This is a genomic window from Lacrimispora sp., from assembly GCF_031982545.1.
Classification (GTDB): domain Bacteria; phylum Bacillota; class Clostridia; order Lachnospirales; family Lachnospiraceae; genus Lacrimispora.
Genome location: NZ_DALYXB010000003.1, coordinates 82,275 through 107,900 on the forward strand (window position 1 = coordinate 82,275; position 25,626 = coordinate 107,900).

At 43.6% G+C, this 25,626-nt stretch carries 26 protein-coding genes and 3 tRNA genes; 4 read left to right on the plus strand and 25 right to left on the minus strand.

All coding sequences use genetic code 11. The annotated features are described in order from the left end of the window. Positions 1–8 precede the first annotated feature (8 nt). From ABS301_RS06310 to ABS301_RS06400, 19 genes are all read right to left on the minus strand, one after another. Positions 9–347: a DUF1292 domain-containing protein gene (locus tag ABS301_RS06310; RefSeq protein WP_170822987.1), complete on the minus strand. Its 339-nt coding sequence runs from the start codon at positions 345–347 to the stop codon at positions 9–11. A 95-nt stretch (positions 348–442) separates the two neighbouring features. Continuing rightward, the gene (locus ABS301_RS06315) at positions 443–967 is read right to left on the minus strand and encodes a cob(I)yrinic acid a,c-diamide adenosyltransferase (protein WP_349671414.1); all 525 of its coding nucleotides are present in this window, start codon (positions 965–967) and stop codon (positions 443–445) included. A 16-nt stretch (positions 968–983) separates the two neighbouring features. After that, complete coding sequence (locus tag ABS301_RS06320; protein ID WP_349671657.1) at positions 984–2,816, minus strand: ATP-dependent helicase; 1,833 nt, start codon at positions 2,814–2,816, stop codon at positions 984–986. 82 nt (positions 2,817–2,898) lie between these two features. After that, complete coding sequence (gene gltX, locus ABS301_RS06325) at positions 2,899–4,359, minus strand: glutamate--tRNA ligase (protein ID WP_349671415.1); 1,461 nt, start codon at positions 4,357–4,359, stop codon at positions 2,899–2,901. Between the two features lie 95 nt (positions 4,360–4,454). Further along, the gene (locus tag ABS301_RS06330; protein WP_349671416.1) at positions 4,455–7,004 is read right to left on the minus strand and encodes a transglycosylase domain-containing protein; all 2,550 of its coding nucleotides are present in this window, start codon (positions 7,002–7,004) and stop codon (positions 4,455–4,457) included. Positions 7,005–7,083: 79 nt separating this feature from the next. Continuing rightward, positions 7,084–7,156 (minus strand) — tRNA-Thr (locus tag ABS301_RS06335). A 193-nt stretch (positions 7,157–7,349) separates the two neighbouring features. Further along, positions 7,350–8,303: an L-lactate dehydrogenase gene (locus tag ABS301_RS06340; protein WP_349671417.1), complete on the minus strand. Its 954-nt coding sequence runs from the start codon at positions 8,301–8,303 to the stop codon at positions 7,350–7,352. A gap of 56 nt (positions 8,304–8,359) precedes the next feature. Then, entirely contained in the window at positions 8,360–9,436 is a 1,077-nt protein-coding gene (locus tag ABS301_RS06345) for a type IV pilus twitching motility protein PilT (protein WP_349671418.1), read from the minus strand. Between the two features lie 19 nt (positions 9,437–9,455). Next, positions 9,456–9,878 carry a short-chain dehydrogenase gene (locus ABS301_RS06350; protein WP_349671419.1) on the minus strand — a complete coding sequence of 141 codons (423 nt, stop codon included), beginning with the start codon at positions 9,876–9,878 and terminating at the stop codon, positions 9,456–9,458. 16 nt (positions 9,879–9,894) lie between these two features. Continuing rightward, positions 9,895–10,302 carry a hypothetical protein gene (locus tag ABS301_RS06355; RefSeq protein ID WP_349671420.1) on the minus strand — a complete coding sequence of 136 codons (408 nt, stop codon included), beginning with the start codon at positions 10,300–10,302 and terminating at the stop codon, positions 9,895–9,897. Next, positions 10,295–10,786, minus strand: a complete 492-nt coding sequence (locus tag ABS301_RS06360) for a DUF4860 domain-containing protein (RefSeq protein WP_349671421.1) — start codon at positions 10,784–10,786, stop codon at positions 10,295–10,297. The genes ABS301_RS06355 and ABS301_RS06360 overlap by 8 nt, the downstream gene beginning before the upstream one ends. A 10-nt stretch (positions 10,787–10,796) precedes the next feature. Further along, positions 10,797–11,120: a hypothetical protein gene (locus tag ABS301_RS06365; RefSeq protein ID WP_349668529.1), complete on the minus strand. Its 324-nt coding sequence runs from the start codon at positions 11,118–11,120 to the stop codon at positions 10,797–10,799. Positions 11,121–11,129: 9 nt separating this feature from the next. After that, the gene (locus ABS301_RS06370) at positions 11,130–12,182 is read right to left on the minus strand and encodes a type II secretion system F family protein (protein ID WP_349671422.1); all 1,053 of its coding nucleotides are present in this window, start codon (positions 12,180–12,182) and stop codon (positions 11,130–11,132) included. A 29-nt stretch (positions 12,183–12,211) separates the two neighbouring features. Further along, a complete protein-coding gene (locus ABS301_RS06375; RefSeq protein WP_349671423.1) occupies positions 12,212–13,195 on the minus strand; it encodes a transglutaminase-like domain-containing protein in 984 nt (327 codons plus the stop codon). Positions 13,196–13,215: 20 nt separating this feature from the next. After that, a complete protein-coding gene (rlmB, locus tag ABS301_RS06380; RefSeq protein ID WP_349671424.1) occupies positions 13,216–13,953 on the minus strand; it encodes a 23S rRNA (guanosine(2251)-2'-O)-methyltransferase RlmB in 738 nt (245 codons plus the stop codon). Then, positions 13,950–14,408: a Mini-ribonuclease 3 gene (locus tag ABS301_RS06385; RefSeq protein ID WP_349671425.1), complete on the minus strand. Its 459-nt coding sequence runs from the start codon at positions 14,406–14,408 to the stop codon at positions 13,950–13,952. The genes rlmB and ABS301_RS06385 overlap by 4 nt, the downstream gene beginning before the upstream one ends. Continuing rightward, entirely contained in the window at positions 14,393–15,796 is a 1,404-nt protein-coding gene (gene cysS / locus ABS301_RS06390) for a cysteine--tRNA ligase (protein ID WP_349671426.1), read from the minus strand. The genes ABS301_RS06385 and cysS overlap by 16 nt, the downstream gene beginning before the upstream one ends. Positions 15,797–15,817: 21 nt before the next feature. After that, complete coding sequence (gene ispF, locus ABS301_RS06395; RefSeq protein ID WP_349671427.1) at positions 15,818–16,363, minus strand: 2-C-methyl-D-erythritol 2,4-cyclodiphosphate synthase; 546 nt, start codon at positions 16,361–16,363, stop codon at positions 15,818–15,820. 34 nt (positions 16,364–16,397) lie between these two features. Then, the gene (locus ABS301_RS06400) at positions 16,398–17,324 is read right to left on the minus strand and encodes a diacylglycerol/lipid kinase family protein (RefSeq protein ID WP_349671428.1); all 927 of its coding nucleotides are present in this window, start codon (positions 17,322–17,324) and stop codon (positions 16,398–16,400) included. Positions 17,325–17,566: 242 nt separating this feature from the next. Here ABS301_RS06400 and ABS301_RS06405 point away from each other — a divergent pair, with 242 nt between their 5' ends. Further along, the gene (locus ABS301_RS06405; protein WP_349671429.1) at positions 17,567–18,010 is read left to right on the plus strand and encodes a hypothetical protein; all 444 of its coding nucleotides are present in this window, start codon (positions 17,567–17,569) and stop codon (positions 18,008–18,010) included. A gap of 122 nt (positions 18,011–18,132) precedes the next feature. Here ABS301_RS06405 and ABS301_RS06410 read toward each other — a convergent pair. From ABS301_RS06410 to ABS301_RS06420, 3 genes are all read right to left on the minus strand, one after another. After that, positions 18,133–18,206 (minus strand) — tRNA-Met (locus tag ABS301_RS06410). A 34-nt stretch (positions 18,207–18,240) separates the two neighbouring features. Further along, positions 18,241–18,313, minus strand: a tRNA-Val gene (locus ABS301_RS06415). A 390-nt stretch (positions 18,314–18,703) separates the two neighbouring features. Beyond that, the gene (locus ABS301_RS06420) at positions 18,704–19,618 is read right to left on the minus strand and encodes an NYN domain-containing protein (RefSeq protein ID WP_349671430.1); all 915 of its coding nucleotides are present in this window, start codon (positions 19,616–19,618) and stop codon (positions 18,704–18,706) included. 196 nt (positions 19,619–19,814) lie between these two features. Here ABS301_RS06420 and ABS301_RS06425 point away from each other — a divergent pair, with 196 nt between their 5' ends. From ABS301_RS06425 to ABS301_RS06435, 3 genes are read left to right on the plus strand one after another with little or no spacing between them, the layout of a single operon-like run. After that, positions 19,815–20,006, plus strand: a complete 192-nt coding sequence (locus ABS301_RS06425; RefSeq protein ID WP_349671431.1) for a spore coat associated protein CotJA — start codon at positions 19,815–19,817, stop codon at positions 20,004–20,006. Then, positions 20,003–20,299 carry a spore coat protein CotJB gene (locus tag ABS301_RS06430; RefSeq protein ID WP_104436902.1) on the plus strand — a complete coding sequence of 99 codons (297 nt, stop codon included), beginning with the start codon at positions 20,003–20,005 and terminating at the stop codon, positions 20,297–20,299. The genes ABS301_RS06425 and ABS301_RS06430 overlap by 4 nt, the downstream gene beginning before the upstream one ends. Further along, a complete protein-coding gene (locus ABS301_RS06435; protein WP_349671432.1) occupies positions 20,299–20,916 on the plus strand; it encodes a manganese catalase family protein in 618 nt (205 codons plus the stop codon). The genes ABS301_RS06430 and ABS301_RS06435 overlap by 1 nt, the downstream gene beginning before the upstream one ends. A gap of 76 nt (positions 20,917–20,992) precedes the next feature. On the opposite strand, the gene ABS301_RS06440 is transcribed toward ABS301_RS06435, so the two are convergent. The 3 genes from ABS301_RS06440 to ABS301_RS06450 are packed head-to-tail and all read right to left on the minus strand — an operon-like array spanning position 20,993 to position 25,591. Next, positions 20,993–21,301, minus strand: a complete 309-nt coding sequence (locus ABS301_RS06440) for a DUF3837 family protein (RefSeq protein ID WP_349671433.1) — start codon at positions 21,299–21,301, stop codon at positions 20,993–20,995. Positions 21,302–21,315: 14 nt separating this feature from the next. Further along, positions 21,316–24,519: a carbamoyl-phosphate synthase large subunit gene (carB, locus tag ABS301_RS06445; protein WP_349671434.1), complete on the minus strand. Its 3,204-nt coding sequence runs from the start codon at positions 24,517–24,519 to the stop codon at positions 21,316–21,318. Then, entirely contained in the window at positions 24,512–25,591 is a 1,080-nt protein-coding gene (locus ABS301_RS06450) for a carbamoyl phosphate synthase small subunit (protein WP_104436906.1), read from the minus strand. The genes carB and ABS301_RS06450 overlap by 8 nt, the downstream gene beginning before the upstream one ends. Between the last annotated feature and the right edge of the window lie 35 nt (positions 25,592–25,626).

Sequence of the window (25,626 nt, forward strand, 5' to 3'; positions counted from 1 at the left end):
TTCACTTTTTACTCTTCTTCCTCATCTTCGCCGACAAGCTCATCATATTCTGCTTCGTCTAACATCTGATCAAAAGCATCTGCAACGATTTCATATTCATCGTCATCTTCGATATTTTCAAGATTTGGCTGTCCGTCTTCGCTTTCGGAATAACGATACAGATAAACTTCTCCCTCTTCTGCCTCAGCGCCTTCCATAGGAAGCAGAGCGATATAGTCTCTCTCAGCTGCTGTGAAAATTGTAAGTACAACGCACTCCAGTTCCGATCCATCATCCAGGGTCAGTGTCACTGTCATCTCCTCCTGGGGTTCCATCTCATCGTGCTCTAAATTAGGATCCTGTGCCATCCTGATACCTCTCTTTTTCTATCTTAATATAGGTGTCTGTTTACACCTTTCTTCACTCTATCAAACAATCGGCTAAAAATCAAGGGATTTTGTCCTTAATATTCAATTCCTCTTCTGGCATTGATCCCCCGGTCATAGGGATGTTTGATCTTTTTTATTTCTGATACGTAATCCGCCTGATCAAGAAGCTGATCGGAAGGATTTCTTCCTGTAAGCACTACTTCCAGCTTCTCTGGCCTGCCGAAAATAAACTGGAGCACCTTCTCCTCATCCACCAGTCCGTAATTGCATACAGCCATAATTTCATCTAAAACCAGCAGATCAAAGGGTTCTTTCGCCGCTTTTTCCAGTACGCAGTCCAGAAGACTGGAATAATAAACTCTGGCTTCCTTCTTTTGTTCGTCTGTCATGCTGGTGAAAAAGCCAAAGCTTTTCTCACATGGCATAACTGTGATACCGGAAAGGGATTGAAGCGCCAGTACCTCTCCGGAATGATCGGTTTTAAGAAACCGGGCAATGAGTACCTTTTTATTACAGCCGCTGGCGCGGACTGCCAGACCGATGGCTGCCGTAGTTTTTCCTTTTCCATCTCCGCAGTAAATGTGAACACAAGATTCCATAAAAGCCACTCCCTCCTTAATTTTTCTCCAGATACTCCCGGACAAAGCGGGATACATCCTGTTTTTTTCCGTATCGTTCCTGGACATAATTTACATGAAGCCGTTCCTTGGCCCTTGTCATCGCCACATAAAACATCCGCCGCTCCTCTTCTAAATCAGCTGGAAGAACAGCCTTCTGGTGTGGGGTCACTCCTTCATTGGCGTCTAAAATATAGACAATTTTGTATTCCAGCCCTTTGGAACTGTGCATGGTCATTAATGCCACACCTTCTGCTTTTGTCTGCCCGGATTTAGCCCGGTTATTTAACTCTTCCCCATACTCTTTCATATGCACCAGCCACTGGTCAAAGGACTGAAATCCTGCCGCACTTTCTGAAAGCTGATCCGCCACCTCAAGGAGTTCCTCCGGCTTCATCCTGCGGTACTGGGCATATTCCCTTAGATAATCATCATACCCAATTGCTTTCCTGATATAATTAACCGCTGCAACTGGCGCCATGTTTTTTATCATCCGTAAATCATATTCCAGCTGTTCCACCCGTTCCACCATGAAGCTGCGGTCCTGGTAGAAGGATTTCACAGACTCAAAGTTTACCGGATTGCCTTCCAGGGAATCCCTGCTTATGTAGCGGTTGGGGCGGTTGATGATTTGGAGAACGCTGGCTCTCTGACGGTCACCCTGTGCCGTTTTCATATAGGAGACCAGATTCTGGGCAATCCAGTGATCGTATAGATTGGGAACAGAATCCCGGGTGATAAACGGAACATTATATTCCATAAATTTCTCTATTAAAAGTCTGGGACCCAGATTAGTCCGGTATAAAACAGCGATATCACTGAGTGCATATCCTGCTTTCCCATAATTAAGAATCTCCTCCACAATTTCCATGGTTTCTTCCTGTGGATCCTTCCACAGCCTGGTAACCACTGGTTTTCCGGAACCTTTGTCAGTTACAATTTTCTTCGGGAATCGCATTTCATTGTGGGCGATCAGTTTCCCTGCTGTTTCCACAATGTCTCTGGTGCTTCTGAAATTGATATTTAAAAGAACCTTCTTTGCACTTTTATAATCTTTTTCAAACCCAAGCATGATTTCCGGCTTGGCTCCCCGGAACCGGTAGATGGACTGGTCATCGTCACCCACAATAAAAAGATTATCCTCAGGCTTCGCAAGCATACGGACAATTTCATACTGTACCCGGTTAATATCCTGGAACTCATCCACCAGAATGTACTGGTATTTTCTCTGCCACGCTGCCAGTATATCTTTTCTCTGGGTGAAAAGCTCATGGCACATGACCAGCATGTCGTCAAAATCAATCAGATTGGCTTTTCTCAGCCTGTCCTCATACCCCAGATAAAGCTGTTTAAATATTTCTTCTGAGCAATTTTTGGAGTAATAATGATCCAGTGAGATCATATCCCCTTTCACAGAACTGATCTCTGATAAAATAGAGGTAATAAAATCCCCTTCATCTTCCACTTCCACACTGCGGCGGTCCATTTCTTCCTTTACGAACCTGGTTTTCTGGTCTTCCCTGATAATATTCCTGGCATCATAGCGATAGGCGAATTTGAGAATACGGAAAAATATGGCATGAAAGGTACCGAAGCTGACAAAGGGAGCAGGATCTCCCATCAATGCATCAAATCGTTCCTTCATCTCCGTGGCTGCCGCCTTGGTAAATGTAATGACCAGAATGCGGGACGGATCCACGTGATATTCCTCAATGAGATGGCAGACTCTGTGCGTAATGGTAAATGTTTTTCCTGATCCCGGCCCAGCCAGCACTAACATCGGTCCATCCCGGTGAAGAATTGCTTCTTTCTGGGCGCCTTCATAGGTCACTTGTTGTTTCATGTTATCCTCCGAGTCAAACAAAGAAGCAGGAGTCCGGTTTTCTGCCTTTCCCCTGCTTTCATCTTCTTTTCTATAAAGTCTCTTTGCTTAAAAGTTCGATTCCTTTTCTGATTCGATTTAAGGATTCTTCTTTTCCAAGGACCTCCATGATTTCTGTTGCACCTGCCGGAGTCATCTGCTTGCCGGAAACTGCAGTGCGGATGGGCCACATAACATAGCCGGTTTTATATCCTTTTTCAGAAACAAATGCGGAAAGCGCAGCATAAAGTGCATCGTTGCTGTAATCTTCCTGTGCTTCCAGAATGGGAAGTATCTCCTGTAACAGGGAAAGAGAGGTCTGGCTGTCCGTCTTCATCTTCTTATTAAAATACATGGAGCAGTCATATTCCGGCAACTCCTGAAAGAAATCAATATGATTCTCAATATCAGGGAACACTTCGATTCTGGTCTTAACCATGGCAGCGATCTTTGTGAAATCCAGATCCTTTTTAATGACTTTCCTGATATAAGGTTCTGCCATTCCATAAAATCTGTCTAAGTCCATCGCTTTCATGTATTCACTGTTCATCCACTTTAACTTGGTCATGTCGAACACAGCCGGGGATTTACTGATATTGTGGAAATCAAATTCCTGAATTAATTCTTTGAGAGAGAAAATCTCCTGGTTTCCAACTGGTGACCAGCCAAGCAAAGCCACATAATTAACCACTGCCTCAGAAATGAATCCCTGTTCAATTAAATCCTCATAAGAAGCATGGCCGCTTCTCTTGCTTAATTTTTTATGTTCCTCATTGGTAATCAGAGGACAGTGTACATAAACCGGAACTTCCCAGCCAAACGCGTCGTAAAGACGGTTATATTTGGGTGAAGAGGATAAATACTCGTTACCTCTTACCACATGGGTGATTCCCATCAGGTGATCATCCACTACATTGGCAAAATTGTAAGTTGGATATCCATCGGATTTAATCAGAACCATATCATCAAGCTCTGAGTTATCTACTGTGATATCACCGTAAATTTCATCGTGGAATGTGGTGGTTCCGTCAACCGGATTATTCTGGCGTATTACGTATGGCATTCCTGCCGCCAGATTAGCCTGTACCTCTTCTTTCGTAAGGTGAAGGCAATGCTTGTCATAAACCATGATTTCCTGACCGTCTACGGTTTTCTTTAAAGAATCCAGACGTTCCTGGGTACAGAAGCAGTAGTAAGCCTCTCCTTTTTCCACCAGCATCCTGGCATAATCAAGGTACATTCCCTGAGCGTGACGTTCACTCTGTACATAAGGACCAACTCCGCCATCCTTATCAGGACCTTCATCATGAACGAGTCCTGTCTCTTCCAATGTTCTATAAATAATCTCCACAGCACCTTCTACAAAACGTTCCTGATCGGTATCTTCAATACGGAGAAGAAAATCTCCACCTTCATGTTTTGCAATCAGGTACGCATACATGGCTGTTCTTAAATTGCCTACGTGCATGCGTCCTGTGGGGCTTGGGGCATATCTGGTTCTAATTCGATTCATTATAAACACACTCCTATATCTTCATTCTCGTGATGTTTCAGACAAATTTTATTATATAACGAACATCCGGAAAAAACAATGACTTCACTCTATTTTTATTCCATTCCAGGTCCCACCGCTTCTGCCTGGGTGTCATCATCGCCCGGTCCGTTGCCAACTTCCCCGCCTGACTGAGGGTTACTATCCCCAGGGAAAACAGGAGTTGCGGTCTCTCTTGGTTTCGTCATTCCAGGTCCGATCTCCTGTGGTTTCGACGAATCATCCTGTTTTGGAAGAGCAAGAACACGGTTGACCGCTTCATCTAGTGCCTGCTTTAAACTGTCATAAGTTTCCGTTCCGTTTAACTGCTCCAAATATGTTTTAGCCGTTGTAATCTTATCATCCGTAGAACTGTCACGGTGATTTAGTCCGTTAAATTCAGCAATCAGAGACTGCAACGAAGCGGCTGCCTGTTCCTGGGTCTGTCTGGCTGCATCCTGTGCTGCCTGATTCATCTGAGACTGGGCTTCCTGCTGCTTACGGGCTTCTTCATCTTTCCATTTCTTTGTATCTGCCATTGCTGCCGCTTCTGCCACGGAGGAGAATAAATCCTTATTGCCAGTTTCCTGATCCGTTTTCTCTCCTCTGGAATCCACATTATAAGCGGAAACGGTAGAAGGCATATCCCAGTCCAGGGGAGGCAGGTCCTTATTGATTTCAGCCATAAAATCATGCCACATCTTACCGGAATAAGTCTTTCCGTAAACTCCCGGCATTGCTCTGGGAGTATCATATCCCACCCAGATCGCAGTGGTGTAATATCTGGTATAACCGCAGAACCAGGTATCCTTACTGCTGTTAGTGGTTCCTGTTTTTCCTGCTGCCGGAACATTAATTCCCAGTCCGGAGCCTGTTCCGTAAGGCTTATCCAAAGTTCCTTTCAGGACATCGGTAACCATGTATGCCGTATCTTCCGTAAAGATTCTCTCATCTGCCTGACTGCCTTTATAAATTTCCCCGTCATACTGGCTCTTAATACTTGTAATGCAGGTTTTATTGCTGTATTTTCCCTGATTGGCAAGAACCGAATAGCCTTTTGCCATATCCACAACTCTGGCTCCCTCAGTAAAACCTCCGATACTCATACTGCTGTTGCCATTGTCCATATTGCTTAAGCCCACGAAGTGCATTTTTCCCAGATAGCTGATCCCTTTATCGACTCCAATATCCGTCAGAACCTGCCATGCGACTGTATTTAAACTCCGGTTTAATGCTTCTCTTACAGACACTTCACCAAAGTACTTGCTTCCGCTGTTTTTGGGCCCACCGTCAAACAAATGATCATTGACCAGTCTGGAAGGATAATAAAAGCCGGTTTCAAATGCAGGAGCGTAATCAATCAGCGGCTTAATGGTAGAGCCTGGCTGCCTTCTGCTTAAAAATCCACGGTTATATTCATCATCGGTTCCCCGTCCGCCTACTATTGCCACCACATATCCGGTCCGGTTGTCTACGCAGACAGCCGCTCCCTGTAAAGCGAATTTTCCATTCTCCTGAACTTCCGTAAACCCCTTTAAATGAGTATCGATGTTGTTTTGCAGCGCAGCCTGCAGTTTGGAATCCAGGCTGGTATGAATTTCAAATCCTCCCTTGCGTACCATATCGCTTTTTGCCTGATACTGCTCCTGATATAATTCCTTATAGGAATCATAGGAACTTTTACTTGGAAAGACATACTGAAATACAAAGTCATCATTCTTCATCAGTTCCAGCACAGCGGAATGTATGGCGTAGCTGGTCTGATAATTCTCCGTCGTTCCGCCTTCATAAACCTTGGCGACTGTAAGGGGCTGGGCTTTGGCATTCTCCTGCTCTTCCCTGGTGATGAACTTACAAAGCGCCATATTGTCAATTACCTGATCCCGCTTCCATTTGGAGGTATCAGGATGTGCCACCGGGTCATACCTGGAAGGATTGTTACTGATTCCGGCAAGAGTTGCTGCTTCCCAGATAGTCAAATCCTTTGCTTCCTTATCAAAATAATAACGGCTGGCCTCGGATACACCATAACTGCGGTTTGCATAATAATTGGTATTGCAGTAAAATTCCATAATATCCTTTTTGGAATACTTGTCCTCCATCCGGGGAGCAGCAAAGAATTCTGTTATCTTTCTCTGAATGGTCCTCTCCTGGGTTAGATAGGTGTTTTTGATCACCTGCTGGGTGATGGTACTGCCTCCCTGGGTCGCCACACCTTTGTTTTTTATGAAAACCAGACCAGCTCTTAAAAGCCCTTTGTAATCAATTCCATGATGTTTATAGAATCTCCTGTCCTCCTGGGCTATGTAAGCATTCTGAAGATTTTCGCTGATCCCCGTAATTGGTACATATTCGTAATGACCGGAATTAATGGTTCCGATTAAGTTTCCTTCAGAATCATAAACCCTTGTATCCATTGGCTGTGAGAAATCAGTTTTGGAAGTCTGACTTATAATGGTGTCAGCCTTTTCCTTACATGTCATGATCTCATCCTGATATTTTAAAAATACGGCACCCCCAGCCAGGCACCCTATCACCATCGCCAACAGAAATACAAAGAGTATGACCTTTATGGGACGAAAAAATAAATACCATGCACTTTTTCGTTTCCTGCTTTTCTTCCCCATAACAACCTGCCTCCTTCTCTTCTTTTTATGATATAACAAAAACGGGAAGTCTCTTGAATAAGACTTCCCGTTTGTTATAAGCTGATGACGGGACTCGGACCCGTGACCTCCTCACTACCAATGAGGTGCGCTACCACCTGTGCCACATCAGCATTTCTTTGGTTCGTCGCTCGAACCTCGTATATCATAGCATGGGAATATCTATTTGTCAACGTTTTTTATAAGTTTTTTATAATATACATGAAACTACAAAAATTCTACAAATACTTCGCATAAAAGTCCTTTATTGAGACCGGAACAGACCAGGAAAGAACAGGGTTTTCCCCATTCTTTCCTGCTATATTTTTATAAAATACCCTGAAAGCTTTCTCGTAACGTATCACAGGAATGGCCAAACTGTTTCCTCTCTTCTTCTGTAAGAGAGAGAGTTAAAACCCGCTGAATGCCGTTCTTATTTATGATGCAGGGAACTCCCGCATATACGTCATTCTGACCGTATTCCCCTCTTAACATGGTTGATACGGTAAAGACACTGTTCTCGTCTCCAAGTATTGCTTTTGTAATTCTGGTTAAAGCCATTCCGATTCCATAGTAGGTTGCCTGCTTTGCATCAATAATACGGTATGCCGCTCCCCGCACCTCATCTTCGATCCGTTTTAACTCCTCCCTGCATACCATATCATCTTCGCCGCCGCTTCCACAAAGTGATAATATGGGTTTTGTAGCAATCATGGCCTGACTCCACGGTACGAATTCACTGTCTCCGTGCTCGCCCATTACGTATGCATGGACATTTCTTGGATCAACTCGAAGTGATTCCCCAAGGAGATACCGCAGCCTGGCTGTGTCCAGGGCTGTACCGCTTCCTAACACCCGCTTGGGATTAAAGCCGGAAAGAGAATAGGTAATCCTGGCCATAATGTCTACCGGATTGGTTGCAACAAGAAAGATTCCGTTAAATCCGGACTCTGTTACGGGCTGCACAATGGACTCAAAGACGGAAGCATTGCGTTTTAACAGATCAAGTCTGGTTTCTCCCTGTTTCTGTGCCACGCCTGCACAAATCACCACAATATCCGCATCGGAACAGTCCCTGTATTCTCCTGCATAAATCTTCATATGATATCCGGAAAAAGCAAGCCCATGATTTAAATCCATGGCTTCTCCCTCTGCTCTTTTTCGATTAATATCGATTAAAACAAGTTCATCACAAATTCCCTGGTTTAACATGGAATAAGCGTAGCTCATTCCAACCATTCCAGTCCCAACAAGCGCAACTTTTCTTTTATCTGTTCTCATATTTTATGCCACTCTCCTATTCGTATTATAGATAGTGTTACTGCATGAAATGGAAACTATGCGTTTGATATTCCCCGTTCAATTTTTTTTGACATCAATTCACTGTTACTGCTGTAAATAATTGCATTTTCCTTTGAGATTCTGCCTTCCCTGTAAAGGTCTAACAGGCTGGAATCCATGGAACGCATTCCTTCTGCCTGAGCTGTGGCAATGACGGAATCAATCTGATGAGTCTTTGATTCCCGAATCATATTTCGGATTGCATTGTTAAAAAACATGATTTCAAATGCGGGATATACACCTCCGTCTACGGTAGGAATCAGCTGCTGGGATATCACAGACTGCATTACCATAGACAGCTGCATTCGAATCTGCTGCTGCTGATTCGGCGGAAAGCTGTCGATAATACGGTCAATGGTATTGGCTGCACCCACAGTATGAAGTGTAGAAATCACCAGATGACCAGTCTCCGCTGCAGTCATGGCAATTCGGATTGTTTCGTAATCCCTCATCTCTCCAACCAGTATGACATCCGGAGCCTGACGCAGCGCCGAACGAAGTCCGGTCACATAGCTGTCTGTATCCGTAGTCACTTCCCGCTGGGTTACCACGCTCTGTTTATGGCGGTGTAAGTATTCCAGGGGGTCTTCCAACGTAATAACATGGGCATTTCTATTATTATTAATCTTATCAATAATACAGGCAAGGGTGGTTGTCTTTCCGCTTCCCGCCGGCCCTGTTACCAGTACAAATCCTTTCGTCAGTCTGGCTGCATCCATCACACTTTCCGGAATATGAAGCTCCTTATAATCAGGGAGATCGAAGTTCACCACACGGATCACTGCAGCCAGAGAACCTCTCTGGCGGAATACGCTGGAGCGAAATCTGGAGATTCCTGGTATGGCAAAGGAAAAATCATCATCACCATGTTCCCTTACCTTCCCCATGTCTCTTTCTCCTGCCAGCTGGTAAAGTTCCGTTATCAGCAGCTCCATCTGGGCGGGGTACAGCTTTTCCTCACTCTGGTAAACAATTCTGCTTCCGATCTTATACGAAAACGGCATACCGGGCACAAGAAAGATATCAGATGCCTTCTGTGCCACAGCAGAACTCAACAAATCTACTACCTTCATCTTCCAATCTCCTGCTCTGTCAATTCCCGCCCTTAAAAACCGGCAGGGATTGATCAATTTCATAATCTTCTGTCTGTATGACTTTCCACTGGGATATTTCTATCTTCCCGCTCTGATCCGGTGGTACATGAAGCTTTATGGAAAGAGACTGGGATCGTTTCATGGGAATCTGAGTGGATGCCATCCCAGTCTGTGAATCATAGTAATCTCCCAGTTTCCCGGAACGTGAACTCTGCAAAACCATCTGATAAAAAACTTCTCCCTCTTTATCTGCCCTATAATACTCTGTAACAGAATCTGCATTCCTCTGGGCCAGATTCCATTCGCTTTTGGCAGTACTAAGAGAAAGCATTCCAAAAGTAACCAGACAGAGAATCATAAATATCAGAATAAGAGTAGGCGTTCCCATATTGGCCCTGTAGCCAATCTCCTGTTTCGCCATATGATTCCTCCTTCACTCAAGGGTTTTCATGCCGGCCAACCGCCAGAGTATAAAGCGTATTACCAGCCTTTGATACAGTCACTTCCGCTTCCAGTTCACTTACAGGCTTAACCTCTCCGTAATAAACGGCTTGGGACTGGTCAGCGGCATTCCCTTTTTTGTCAAACATCATGATGTAGGTTTCCACTGGGGAATCCTGTTTCACACCATTGAAACGGTGAATCAGTCCCGCTTCTCCTTCTGCCTTCCAGATTTCAGCTACACTTTGTGCAATCAGAACACTCTGATTTAAATCAGCTGCTCTTTTACTCAGTAAGTCCGCCTTTACAAATGCCTGAATGCAGACAGCTGCACACAGCAGAAAGAAAAATACGGCGACAATCATCTCCATCATCATTACATTGGATCTGTTTTTTCTATTCATCTGCAGCTCCTTTGCTTCTTAAAGAGATAAAGAGCTGGCTTCCTGTTTCACCTTCTGATTTCAAATGGAGAAGGTGGTCCTCCATATTCATGGTGATTTCTTTGCATTCCAATATCTGATTTCCGTCACCAATGGATAATCCACTGTCCTGATCTGCAAACAGCTCCCATAAGCTTCCGTCACGGTAATAAATCTGTGTCACATACGACGTGTCTTCTATAGACTGCTTCAATGTAAGTACCTGCACTCCATCCACATCAGTCAGTGATACAGCACCGGCTTCATCTGCCTGCCTGACCTTATTGGCAATATAGCTGAAAGCTATATCTTTCTCATAGGTCAGTTCCGATCTGTTATTGATGTTCTCATAAACTCTGCCACCGATCAGAATCAGAAACAGAGCACACATCACAAACACGAGAAATAAAAGGAGGGGAAATACGATGGTTCCCAACCGGCTTTTTGGTATTTCTTTTCCTGCCATGGCTACCTCTCTATGGATTTTGTAAGTTAACCGTGATATCCGGCATGAAATTTGATGCGAATCCGCTGTAAAATACATCGTAGCGGTCTCTGTCTATTTTAATGCCGTAATTTTCTTCTAAATACTCCACACTGGGTGGATATCTTCCTTCAATAGCATAGCACTGAACCGATGCCCTGCGTATGGCATCCCGTAAAGTCTCTGCACCTCTCTCTCCAGACCGCTTTGAAAAAGTCAGAGCGGAAGAGACAAAAAGCACAACGGCGAGAGAAAACGCCCCAAGGGATACAAGCTGTCCTAACAGCTCTTTTCCTGAACCATTTCGTTTTTTCATAGAGACCTCCTAGCCGATGGCAGACAGAACACCGATTAACGGCAGCATGACTGACAGAAGAATCATACCAACCGAAACTGCCAGAACTGCTATCACAGTTGGTTCAAACCGGCCAATCATCTGCTCCGTGGCAAGATCTGCCTCTTCCTCATAGCTTTTTGATATCTCTGACATCACACTGTCCAGACGGCCGCTTCTTGTTCCTACTTTAATCATCTGGATATAAAACCCGTTGAAAAGGCCCGTCTCTTTCATTGCGCTGTAATAGTCGCTTCCGGCTTCCAGCTGACTGGCACACTGTCGTATTTTCTCTTCCACTGCAGGGTTTTCTACCAGCTCACCTGCAAGCTCCATACCTTTTTCCAGATCCAGCCCGCTTTTTAAGGTTAGGGAAAGAACTGCAGTAAAGCGGCGGTTTGCTATGGATTTTGCTATTTTACTTCTTCGCTTCATCCAGTTGAGTAATCGCTCTGCAAGAAGGAATCTTCTCCCGTTCCTCCCTAAAATCCAGACAAAAAATGCTGCAATCCCAAGGAGAAGAATGATCACCAGCGATATGGCACAGAATATTCCTCCCAGTCTTGTTGCAGCAATTGATACCGGCGGCATCTGAGCCCCCAGCTGTTTATATACCTTCTCAAATACAGGCATCACCTTGGTAAACAGTACAAACAGAACAATCAAAAGCATCCCAATCATCATTGCAGGATAGGAAACTGCGTTCTTCATGTTCTTCCTCATAATATGTTCTTTTTCATAATATCCGGCTAAAGACTCCATAATCTGATCCAGAGTTCCTGTCTCTTCTCCAAGCCTTGCCATCCGGACCATATAAGCCGGATAAACTCCGGTTTCTTTCAATACTTTGGAAAATGGATTTCCCAGTTCTGCTTCCTCTGCCATGGATAAAAGCAGCTTCTTTTCTTCCTCACGCTGCGCATCCTCCGCCATAACAGACAATCCCTCATCAAGAGGGATCGCTGCATGAAGAAGAATGGATATCTGTAGGCAGAATGCAGAAAGTTCCCGGGCAGAATACTGTTTTTTCTCTACTTTTGCCATCTGTCCTTTCTCCCTTTTCATTCCATTCATTAATACGTATATTTCGCCTTATAATTGGAGCTGTTTGTAATATAATCCTTAATGGAAGGATCATTCTTTCCCGACGAGGCAAAGGTTGGATCCATCAGTTTCCACTGAGTTCCGTCAAAATAAATGATATTATCCACCCAGCCCTGTCCTTCTATGTACACACTCACCCATGCGTGGTAAAGGCTTCCTGTATATCCCACCACCAGTTTGGTTGGGATATTCTGAGAGCGAAGCATAGCTGTCATGACAGCTGCATAGTCAAAGCAGATTCCCTTCTTCACAGACAGAACATGATCCACATTGGGTAAGTAACCTGACTGGACTGAATTGGCAAGTGCAGTATCGTATGTAAAATTCTGTACAACGTAATTATATACATTGCTTACAACTCCCAGCCCATCTGCTGCAGAAGCAGCAACTTCTGCACCTTTTGCAACCACAGCGCTGCCGGCAGTAAAATTCACATACTGGTTGGGATACAAAAATGGTTCATACTCATTTGACAGCGTTACGTTTAAACTGTTATTGGATTTTACCGCATATTGGTTTCCAGAAACCTGTTCCAATACCCGGACTGTATAGGTTCCGCTTCCTTCAGTCAGAGGAAATACCTCATACGCCGATCTGGAATTTAAATCATAGGTATATGTCTCGCCTCCGCTTTTCATAACCTGAACCTTAATTTTAGCTGAATTACCTGTATACTGTACCATCACATATCCATGGCTGGTATTGGACGCATCTAAAAGAACGGAATTGCTGTTGTAAGTAACCGTTCCTGATGCCTGAGGAACCTTAACACTGCTTCCCGCAGGTTTGGAATAAAGAGGAACTGCCTCATCTTTAATTGTAAGAACCGTTTTCCACTCTGTGGCTTCTGCTGTCTGATCAGCAGAAGCAATCCGGTTTGCCGGAGCACAGCCGTTTAAAGAAAACAACAGGGCTGCACTGACGGCAGCAGCAGCCATACCTTTTTTTCTCATGCTCATCATCTCCTAAATGGTTATCCCAGACGCTGCCTTACTATCTCATAAGCCAGCACTCCTGCAGCTACTGAGGCATTGAGAGAATCAATGTTTCCCTTCATCGGAATGGAGGCGACCATATCACAGGTTTCTTTTACCAGTCTGCCCACTCCGCTTCCCTCACTGCCAATAACAAGACCAATGGGTCCTTTTAAATCCAGGCGGTACATGATTTCTCCATCCATATCCGCACATACGAACCACATTCCCTTTTTCTTTAAATCTTCCATTACAGCAGTTAAATTGGTTACTTTTGCAACCGGTGTATAATTAAGCGCACCTGCTGAAGTCTTTGCCACTGTAGCGGTTAAACCAACAGCTCTCCGCTTCGGTATAATAACACCATGGGCTCCTGCAAGGTTGGCTGTACGGATAATGGCTCCCAGATTGTGAGGATCTTCAATTCCGTCAAGGAGGAAGAAAAACGGCGGTTCTCCCTTTTCTTCTGCTGCTTTTAACAAATCTTCCACTTCTGCATATTCATAAGCAGCAGCATGGGCGATCACACCCTGATGGTGACCTTCCTCAGACATCTGATCCAGACGCTCTCTTTCCACAAAGTTAACGATGGTATCTGTCTTTTTGGCTTCCCTTAAGATGGATTGAATTGGGCCATCGGATACACCTTTCTGCACGTACAGCTTGTCAATGGTCTTTCCGGAACGGAACGCTTCAAGAACTGCATTCCTTCCTTCTATTGTAAATTCTTCTATCATTCCAGTTCTCCTATTCTGTTAAGCCCCCTGCTTACCACCCAAATCAAACGTTCCAGCTTTCCGCTTAAATAGAGATAACCGCATAAAGCTTCAAACCCGGTTGCGGTTCTGTAATCTGCCACTGTCGCATGTTTGGCTGTTGTGGCAGATTTGGCATTGCGCCCCCGCTTGTATACGGTAATCTCCTCCTCAGTCAGTTCTTCCCCTTCCACCAGACTTCTGATGATGTCAGCCTGAGCCTTAGCATTCACCAGTCTGGCGCTTTTCTTATGCATGTTATTCACCTGGGTGCTTCCATGATTCATGACTTTCGTCCGGATAATCAGTTCATACACCGCGTCTCCGATATAGGCCAGTGCAAGAGGAGAATAACTGGTAATATCCACTTTCTTTAACTGAAGTGTATCTGCAAAATAATCGGCAAATGCAGTCAGTGAAATTATACTCTCTTCCATTTTACACCTTCCCTGGTGTCCTCCAGTACTATGCCCTGATCCAACAGTTTACCCCTGATTTCATCAGCCAGCGCAAAGTCCTTGTCTTTTCTTGCCTGCTGTCTTGCAGCAATCATAGCTTCAATCTCTTCCGCAAGAATCACTTCTTCTTTTTCTGTGATAATGCCCAGAATATCGCAAAGCTTTTCGATGGTATTTTTCAGCAAAGTAACATACTCCAGAGAGCTTTCCTCATCGGTAGTGGAATTGCTTACTTTCACCAGTTCAAAAATTGCGGAGATGGCATCTGCCGTATTAAAATCATCATCCATGGCAGCTTCGTATTTCTCCACCAGAGCGTTAACCTGATTTTTGTCTTCCTTCTCAAGCATCCCCTCTGTTTTAGCTGAAGCTTCCAGGCTTTTTAACTTATCAACCGCAGTCAGGATGCGCTCCAAACCATTTTTAGAGGACTCCATTAAATCTGCGCTGAAATTTATAGGACTTCTGTAATGGGCACTGAGCATAAAGAAACGAAGCACCTGAAGATCATATTTTTCACTGATATCACGAACGGTAAAAAAGTTACCCAGAGATTTTGACATCTTCCTGTTATCAATATTAAGAAATGCGTTATGCATCCAGTATTTTGCAAATTCTTTTCCGTTGGCTGCCTCACTCTGCGCAATCTCATTCTCATGATGGGGGAAGATTAAATCCTCACCGCCTGCATGAATATCGATCTGGTCACCCAGATATTTCTTGGACATAACCGAGCACTCAATGTGCCAGCCTGGACGGCCGTTGCACCAGGGAGATTCCCAGTAAGGCTCCCCTTCTTTTTTCGGTTTCCAGAGTACGAAATCAGAAGGATCTTCCTTTTCCTCTTCTCCGGTTACTTTCAGTTCACGAAAGCCGGACTGCAGATCCTCCAGGTTTTTATGAGACAGTTTTCCATACTGTTCAAATGACTTTGTACGGAAATAAACAGTTCCATCCTTCGCTTCGTATGCATGACCGGACTCAATCAAATGTGCGATCATATCAAGCATTCCGCAGATTTCTTCCGTAGCAAGAGGATTTTTGGTTGCCGGCTTTACATTCATGGCCTCCATATCCTTTTTGCACTCTTCAATGTAGCGCTTTGATACCGTATCTGCATCAACGCCCTCTTCAATGGCTTTTTTAATAATCCTGTCATCCACATCGGTAAAGTTGGAAACAAAATTTACATCGTAGCCCTTATATTCAAAATATCTCCGTACTGTATCAAATACAATCATCGGACGTGCATTTCCGATGTGGATCAGATTATATACCGTAGGTCCGCAGACATACATCTTCACCTTCCCTGCTTCTAACGGTACGAACTCTTCTTTTTGTCTGGATAATGTATTAAATATTTTCATGCTGTCTCCCTTCTTCTCCTGTTATTCATGTTTACAGCAGCCTTTACAGCCCTGACAGTCGCTTTGCATGATTCTTTCATCATAACAGTAATCTCCGACAGAAGTTAAAAGAACAACGGCCTGTGAGGAAATCCCTTCTCCTCTTCCGGTAAATCCCAGTCCTTCCTCTGTTGTCGCTTTCACGTTCACCTTGTCAACCGGCAGATTCAGCGCGTCAGCCATATTCTTCGCCATAAGCGGTCTGTATGACAAAAGCTTTGGTTTTTGGGCGATTACAGTGGAATCGATATTCTCCACAACATATCCGTTCTCTTCCAGCAGACCCGCCACATTCTTTAACAGTTCGATACTGGAAACCCCTTTAAACTTAGGATCTGTGTCAGGGAAATGTTCCCCGATATCTCCTAATCCAGCAGCTCCCAATAAAGCATCTATTACTGCATGGGTCAGCACATCTGCATCTGAATGTCCCAGAAGTCCCATCTCATATGGAATGGTCACTCCACCCAGAATTAAATCTCTGCCTTCTGCAAATTTATGAACATCATATCCCTGTCCAATTCTCATTATTTTTTCCTTTCCTATATAAATAGATCAGATCTTAAACGATCATTCGAAGTTTCTTACTGATACAGCGGATCTCCACGTCATTCTGACAGAAACAGCTTTCTCCATCAGCATGAACCGCCATGGGGCGATCCATATGAATGTGAATCTCTTCGCAGGTATAGAAGCGGATTCCTTTGTTTACAGACTTTTTTCCCATAAGGGAATTAAGCAGTACACAGATAAGCTTACTCTTTTTCCGGTTATTCATCACGCAGACTGACAGTTTTCCGTCTTCAAAATCTGCATCTGGCGCAAATTTAAATCCTCCGCCTTCATATGGATGAATATGGGTCGAAATGAAATAAGCATGGTTAAACTCAATCTTTTGTACTCCGTTCAGGACGATATATCCCTTGCAGGGCTTCGCTGATATAAGTTGTCTGATGCCCACAAGCAAATAGGCCATTTTCCCAATTCTCAGTCTGTGAAGCAGCCCTTTCGTTCTGGAATACAACAGATTATGACAGACAGCCGCGTCCATGCCGATACCGGAACTGACCATAAAGCGGCGATGAGAGATCTCACTGTCTCCATATGATAATACTCCATAGTCCATCAATTTATAATATTTGGGGTGCAAAATCTTATTTAAACATCGGATGGGATTCTTAGGAAGTTTTAAGCTTCTTGCAAGATCATTGCCAGATCCTGCCGGAATATAACCAAGTGTAACACAACTGCACATGGAATATCCATCAAGAATCTCATTGACTGTCCCATCGCCTCCAACTGCGATGATTACATTGGATTCTTTACACCCTTCTGTTAAATTTTTTGCAAATATCTTTGCGTCCCCTGGCTTTTCAGTTAAATATGCCTGATATTCCACACTGGAAGCGTTTAATGTCCGTTCCAGCTTATCCCAGATAATTTTACCCCGTCCGCAACAGGAGTTCGGGTTAACAATAAAATAGTACATGGAATCCCTCCGCTTTTTGCTATTTGTAAGTATAACATAAAACATCAAAAATGAATATAAAAAAAAGGAAAAAGGTCTGGGTGCCTTGTCGAAAAAGAAAGAATTTTGTAGTTTATGAGCTTATTTATCCGAACATCATATTTTTATTGCATTTTTAACACGCTTTTTATATAATATTTTTATATTTGTCAGTCAGTCTTAAGGCCGACTGCAAGCAAATAAAATTAACGGGGGTATTTACCATGAGAAAAGTGCAATTATTTCTAGTTGCTGCGTTATTGGCCGCAGCATTCAGTATGACTGCTTATGCTGCTGAATGGAAAAGCAACGACCAGGGGTGGTGGTATGAGAAAGATGACGCATCCTATCCGGCTAACAAGTTGGAAAAAGTTGGGGAATACTGGTACTATTTTAATGAAGCCGGTTACGCTCAAAGCGGCTGGGTTAAGCTTGATACCGGTTGGTATGAGCTGAACGACTACGGAATCTGTCAAAATCCCATCGATCCTGCAACACAGCTTCCAGCAGGTGCTCCTTATGGCGGTTGGATTAAATATGTTGAATGGTTTGGAACTAAGGAAGAACTTGGCGCTGTATCTTACAATAACTTTTACTGGATAAAGTTTTATGATGTACCAGAGACAGATATTACCAATGCATGTCAAACTGATTTTAATCAGGTTTAATGACCTGATGCGACTGGCCAGCACCATTGATGCTGGCCAGTATTTTAATCCACGACAATTGTTGCAAATAAAAAAACACATCGGATCCGACTCATATATCAGATTACCGTGTGTTTTTTAAGTAGCGGAAGGGAGATTCGAACTCTCGACACCACGGGTATGAACCGTGTGCTCTGGCCAACTGAGCTATTCCGCCATATTTAATTGTTTGATAAGCACTCGCTTATCAGTGGGACCTACAGGGCTCGAACCTGTGACCCTCTGCTTGTAAGGCAGATGCTCTCCCAGCTGAGCTAAGATCCCAGTGCTTGTCAGGAGCTTTTATTTTCTCTCGTTCCCGACTGCTTCATTAGTATAATATGAATTGTATTAATTGTCAACACTTTTTTGTCAATTTTTTTCTTTTTTTACATTGTCTTGTAAAACCCTGATTCCTGCGAGGTTTTCCCCATTTATCCTCCTAAAAAACTATTAATAGTGCGGTTGTATTTTGTTTTGAATCTGGTGAATCAGTCTCAATCAGATCGTTCGAAACGTGTCCAATTGTATTGCTCTGGTTCCCACAGAATTTGTTTTGTATGTATTATAATAACCAGATGCCAGACGGTTCGAAAATTTATATAAACCTTCAGTCTGATGTAAATAAAATAACTCAGCCTGAAGGTTTATTATATCTCATCCCAGTCGTTTTCTTTATTTTAAAAATACGGAATTACTGTTATTTTTATTCTCCCGGACTTCCAGCTGGGAAATGCTGTGTACAAACTTGGAAAACGTGGAATAACCGTAATCCTTAACTTTAAAATCAGTAAATTTACGATGCATTCCATTCCCAAGTGCCGCCAGCTCCATTCCATTTTTCCCGCTGCCTTTTACCAGTTTCACGGCATAATCATCAAGTTCCTGCTTTCTGGTACGGTTGTCCTTCATACGGACAGTCACTACATTGCTGGTCTTTCTCAGTTCAAAACTATCCATCTCTTCAAGAAACTTGGACAAAGAGCTGTAACCGTAATTTCTCACGTCAAAATCCGAATATTTTTTAACCAGACGGTTGCCGATTTCTCCCAGACCAGTTGCCTTGTTTTTATCCTCATTCTCCAGGATTATGGAAGTAATATCCTGTTCAATCACTTCTTTACCAATGGCGCCGCCACCAGTTCCCTCTTCATCCTGATCCAGCAAAACTTCAAGGTTGGTAAATACTGTACAGGCAGCACGGAAAGACTTAGGGGTCTTTTCCTCTCCCATTCCAATGACTTCCTTACCGGATTCCCGCAGACGGCTGGCAAGACGGGTAAAATCACTGTCACTGGATACAATACAAAATCCATCTACGTTATCTGTATAGAGCAAATCCATAGCATCGATAATCATAGCGGAATCGGTTGCATTCTTTCCTACTGTATTTGAAAACTGCTGAATTGGTGTGATGGAATTCTCAAGAAGTTCCATCTTCCATTTGCCCATCTGGGCGCTTGTCCAGTCACCGTAGATTCTTTTGTATGTAATTACCCCGTATCGGGTCATCTCATCCAGAATACACGTGATGTACTTGGCGGAAATATTATCCGAATCAATCAAAACTGCAAATTTCTTATCACTCAATCGTCTGCTCTCCTGTCATAATTGTTTTACATTTTATGTCAATTCCCTTGACTTTGTCTCTATTATATTTCATTTTCTTCATTATTACAATAAGATCACAATGGGTAATCTGGGATAATTTTTGCAAAGTAAATTTTTATTTTCGCTCCATAATAAAAAAGAGTTAAAGAATTCATCTAAAGAAGGGAGTGTTACTATGAATTCAGTAGCTGTAAAGGAATGTGAATGCGAAACTGCAACACCCAGCAAAACCGTAGCATTAGCCATAGCAACCGTTCCCATGCAGCCTTGGGAACAGCCTTACGATCCTAAAACTGCTTTAAAACACGGAACTATATTCCCCAGTCTTGATTTGCCATTTTACGTAACAGGAGGGGAACAGCCATGATTGATCAAAAGAACCTGCTCAGTCAGATAACTGAGATCAGCTTTACTGTAAATGATTTAAACCTTTATTTAGATACCCATCCTCTCGATGAAAACGCTCTGAACGCTTTTAAAGATGCAATGACCCAGAGGAAACAGCTTCTTCAAACCTATGCAGATAATTTTGAACCGCTCACCATGAACTGTATCTGCCCTGACAGCAACAATAAGACAAAATCACACACAAAATATCCGGACCAGAGACACTTTACCTGGAGTGACGGACCTCTTCCATGGGAAGGAGGTGTATTCTGATGTGGACTTATGAAAAAAGACTGCAATTTCCTGTAAATATAAAAAATACCTGTCCCAAAACGGCTTCTCTTATTATCAGCCAGTTTGGCGGACCTGACGGAGAACTGGCAGCTTCCATGCGTTATCTTTCCCAAAGATATACCATGCCATGCAAGGAAGTGGGAGGACTTTTAACTGATATCGGAACGGAAGAGCTGGGGCATTTGGAGATGATTTGCTCCATTATTTACCAGCTTACAAAAAACCTGACCATTGAACAGGCAAAAACGGCTGGTTTTGATGCCTATTATATCGATCATACTACCGCATTATGGCCTATGGCCGCCGGAGGAGTTCCTTTTAATGCCTGTGAATTTCAGTCAAAAGGCGATGCCATCACTGATCTGGTAGAAGACCTTGCTGCAGAACAGAAAGCCAGAACCACTTACGATAATTTAATTCGTATAATCGAAGACCCGGATGTAAGAGAACCACTTAAATTTTTGCGGGCGCGGGAAGTAGTTCACTTTCAGAGATTTGGTGAGGCTCTGGAAAATATAAAGACTACGTTAAATCCGAAAAACTACTATTATTATAATCCTGAATTTGACAAGCAGTTTGTAAAGAAAGAGATGTAAGATTCTGTGATCAAAAAATCACCTTTCGTTACTTATTAGTAGCGAAAGGTGATTTATATCACTCATATATAGGTTTTTAACGCTGTTCTTCATAGCTGTATTTCAACAGCTCATATATTTCATCTGTTACCCGATCATCTTTATAATACTCATCAAGAAGGCTGATGATTTTCGCTGCATATTCCGACGGAACCGGACGGGCTGCAACTGCCTCATGAAACTCCTTCTTCATATCACTTACCATTTCTTTTTTTTCCGGAACAGGCAGACCGTAGATCTTATAAAGCATTCCCATGGCCGCACACGCCTCATTGGGGGAAGTTAAAGGCGCGTTTTCAAACCTGGTTTTAATTTCTACAGCCTGTTTATTAATATAAAATACCATAATATTGTGATTCCTTATACATTTTTAACTAACGCTATGTCAATCAGGGTGAGTTCCTTCGCTCTGTTTTCCATGCTGGTTACAAGGGCTGCTGCAGTATCCAGGGACGTAAGCACGGTCACGCCGGTTTCGATTGCATTTCTGCGGATCACAAATCCATCCTTGCATCTGTCTGCGCCCTGAGGCGGAGTATCAATAACCAGGTCAATCTCATGACCCAGAATCAGATCCAGGAGGTTGGGGGACTCCTGCTCCAGCTTACGTACCTGGAATGCCTTGATTCCGTTATCGTTTAACACCTTGGCGGTACCGGCAGTAGAGAAGATCTTGTAGCCCTGATCTTTAAATCTGCGGGCTATGTCAATAATCTCTTCTTTATCCGAATCTTTTACTGTTATGATCATGTTCTTATGCTTTGGAAGCTTGATACCTGATCCTGCAAAAGCTTTGTAAAGTGCCTCATTAAAGGTTTTTGCGATTCCCAGGCACTCTCCTGTAGATTTCATCTCAGGCCCGAGGCTGATGTCTGCGCCACGGATCTTTTCAAACGAGAATACCGGCATCTTAACCGCAATATAATCTGCTTCCGGCTGAAGTCCTGGTTTGTAGCCAAGCTCTTTTATGGTATGGCCGCAGATAACTCTGGTTGCCAGGGGAACAATGGGAATTCCAGTCACCTTGCTGATATATGGCACGGTACGGGAAGAACGTGGATTTACTTCAATGACATAAACATCTTCTCCGCTGACAATAAACTGAATGTTGATCATTCCCTTTACATGAAGTGCTCTTGCAAGTCTTCTGGTATATTCTACAAGCTTGTCCTTGATATCTTCATTTAAGCTCTGAGCCGGATATACAGAGATACTGTCGCCGGAGTGAACACCTGCACGTTCGATATGCTCCATGATTCCCGGTATGAGTATATCTTCTCCGTCACAGACTGCATCTACCTCGATCTCTTTGCCTACGATATATTTATCTACTAAAATAGGGTGTTCCTGAGCAATCTGGTTGATGATGGCGATAAATTCATCAATATCCTGATCGGAAATAGCGATCTGCATTCCCTGACCACCCAGTACGTAGGAAGGTCTTACAAGAACCGGATAACCAAGTTTTGCAGCTGCCTTCTTAGCCTCTTCTGCTGTATAGACTGTCTGGCCTGCTGGTCTTGGAATCTGACATTCTTCCAGAATCTTATCAAACAGTTCCCTGTCTTCTGCCGCATCCACATCTTCTGCCGCTGTTCCAAGAATGGGAACTCCCATCTTCATCAGTGCCTCTGTCAGCTTGATGGCTGTCTGGCCGCCGAACTGTACCACTGCTCCGTCTGGTTTTTCGATATCAACAATGCTCTCCACATCTTCTGGAGTAAGGGGCTCAAAATACAGCTTATCTGCAATGTCAAAATCCGTACTGACAGTTTCCGGATTGTTATTGATAATAATAGTCTCATATCCTTCTTTGCTGAAACTCCAGGTACTGTGAACGGAACAAAAGTCAAATTCAATTCCCTGACCGATTCGGATTGGACCGGAGCCTAATACCAGAACCTTTTTTCTTCCTGTTGTCTGCTCTGCCTCATTTTCACTTCCAAAGCAGGAGTAGTAATATGGTGTCTCTGCCGCAAACTCTGCAGCACAGGTATCTACCATCTTAAAGGCAGCAGTTATCCCGTTTTCTTTTCTGGTCTGATGAATTTCTTCTATAGATATACCTGTCAGCTTTGAAATGACTGTATCCGGGAATTCCAGTCTCTTTGCTTCTTTTAAAAGTTCGGTAGTAAGAGGTCCCTTCTTTAAGGCTTCTTCCATCTCCACCAGAATTGCCAGCTTATCAATAAACCAGACATCAATCTTTGTGATGTCATGAATGAGCTCATAGGTAAAGCCTCTTCTTAATGCTTCTGCAATCACCCAGATTCTTCTGTCATCTACCAGATGAAGGGTTTCTGTCAGCTGATCATTGGTAAGACCTGTAAAATCATAAGACATTAAGCTGTCTACATGCTGTTCCAGGGAACGGATCGCTTTCATTAAGCCGCCTTCGAAATTGGTACAGATACTCATTACCTCACCGGTTGCCTTCATCTGGGTTCCAAGGGTTCTCTTGGCACTTAAAAACTTATCAAACGGAAGGCGTGGCATCTTAACCACACAGTAATCCAGCATGGGCTCAAAGCTTGCATAGGTTTTCCTGGTTACGGCATTTTTAATCTCATCAAGGGTGTATCCCAAAGCGATCTTAGCTGCAACCTTGGCGATGGGGTATCCGGTTGCCTTGGAAGCCAGAGCGGAAGAACGGCTCACTCGTGGATTTACCTCAATAACACAGTACTCAAAGCTTTCAGGGTGTAGAGCGTACTGAACGTTGCAGCCCCCTGTTATGCCTAATTCGCTGATGATCTTTAATGCAGAGGTACGAAGCATCTGGTATTCCTTATCTCCCAGTGTCTGGGAAGGAGCCACTACGATGCTGTCGCCTGTATGAACCCCTACCGGATCTAGGTTTTCCATGTTGCAGACGGTAATTACATTGCCTGCCCCATCCCGCATCACTTCATATTCAATCTCTTTCCAGCCTGCGATGCAGCGTTCTACAAGTACCTGACCTACACGGGATAAACGGAGTCCGTTTTCCAGGATTTCCCGGCACTGTGCCGGATTTTCAGCAATTCCGCCGCCTGAGCCTCCCAGTGTATACGCAGGTCGTAAAACGATGGGATAACCGATCTGCTCGGCGATTCTTAATCCATCTTCCACATTCTCAACGATATCCGAAGGAGCTACCGGCTCACCGATCTTCTCCATGGTTTCCTTAAACAGCTCCCGGTCTTCTGCCTTTTTAATGGTCAGGGCAGTGGTTCCGATAAGGCGGACATTGTTCTTTTCAAAAAAGCCCTTATCTTCCAGCTCCATGGCAAGGTTTAAACCTGCCTGGCCTCCCAGCGTAGGAAGAACGCTGTCTGGTCTTTCTTTTAAAATCAGCTGCTCTACAACCTCTACTGTCAGCGGCTCAATATAAACCTTATCTGCAATATCTTTATCAGTCATGATGGTTGCAGGATTGGAGTTTAATAAGACAACTTCAATTCCTTCTTCTCTTAAAGAACGGCATGCCTGCGTTCCGGCATAATCAAATTCTGCTGCCTGGCCGATGATAATCGGACCAGATCCAAGGACTAGTACTTTTTTGATCTCCTGATTCTTAGGCATTCTTTCCCACCTCCATCATATTTATAAACCGGTCAAATAAGTAACTGGAATCCTGAGGTCCGGGACAGGCTTCCGGATGATACTGTACAGTAAATATGTTCTTTCCGGTATATTTCATGCCTTCGTTTGTTCCGTCGTTGACGTTAACAAAGGCAGGAACTGCCACAGCCGGATCCACAGTATCCTCATCCACCACATATCCATGGTTCTGAGAAGAGATGTAAACTCTTCCGGTTTCTAAATCCTTAACCGGGTGATTGCCGCCTCTGTGTCCGTATTTCAGCTTATGGGTATCAGCACCAGTGGCCAGTGCCATCAGCTGATGTCCCAGGCAGATTGCAAAGATGGGGACCTGTGATTCATACAGCTTGCGGATTTCCTTAATAATCTCCGTACACTCTTTTGGATCTCCAGGACCGTTTGACAGCATAATTCCATCTGGATTTGTGGAAAGAATTACTTCTGCTTTCGTATCAGCAGGATATACAGTAACCTCACAGCCTCTTTCATTTAAAGACCGTGCAATATTCTTTTTAGCTCCTAAATCTAACAATGCTACCCGCTTGCCTTCACCGGGAAGCACATAAGATTCCTTACAGGTGGTTGCTTTCACAACGCCCGTTACGGAATAAGTTTTCATACGCGAAATGACTTCGTCAAGATCAAATCCTTCATCGGTTGTGATCATGCCGTTCATTGTACCTTTTTCTCTTAAGATTTTTGTTAGGGCTCTCGTATCGATACCACTGATACCTGGAATGTCGTTAATTTCTAAGAAATGCTGAATGGTATCCTCGCTTCTAAAGTTGCTGGGGATTCTAGATAATTCTCTGACAATGTAGCCATCCGGCCAAGGTTTGTATGACTCCATATCTTCCTGACAAATGCCGTAATTACCAATTAGCGGATATGTCATCACAACTGCCTGTCCCGCATAGGATGGGTCGGTGAGGACTTCTAAATAACCCGTCATGGAAGTATTAAATACGATCTCACTGATCACTTCCCGTTTTGAACCAATGCTCGTGCCTGTAAAAACAGTGCCGTCTTCCAGTATTAAAAAAGCTTTCATACGCAAAGTCCCAATCCTTTCTTAATATTTGTCCA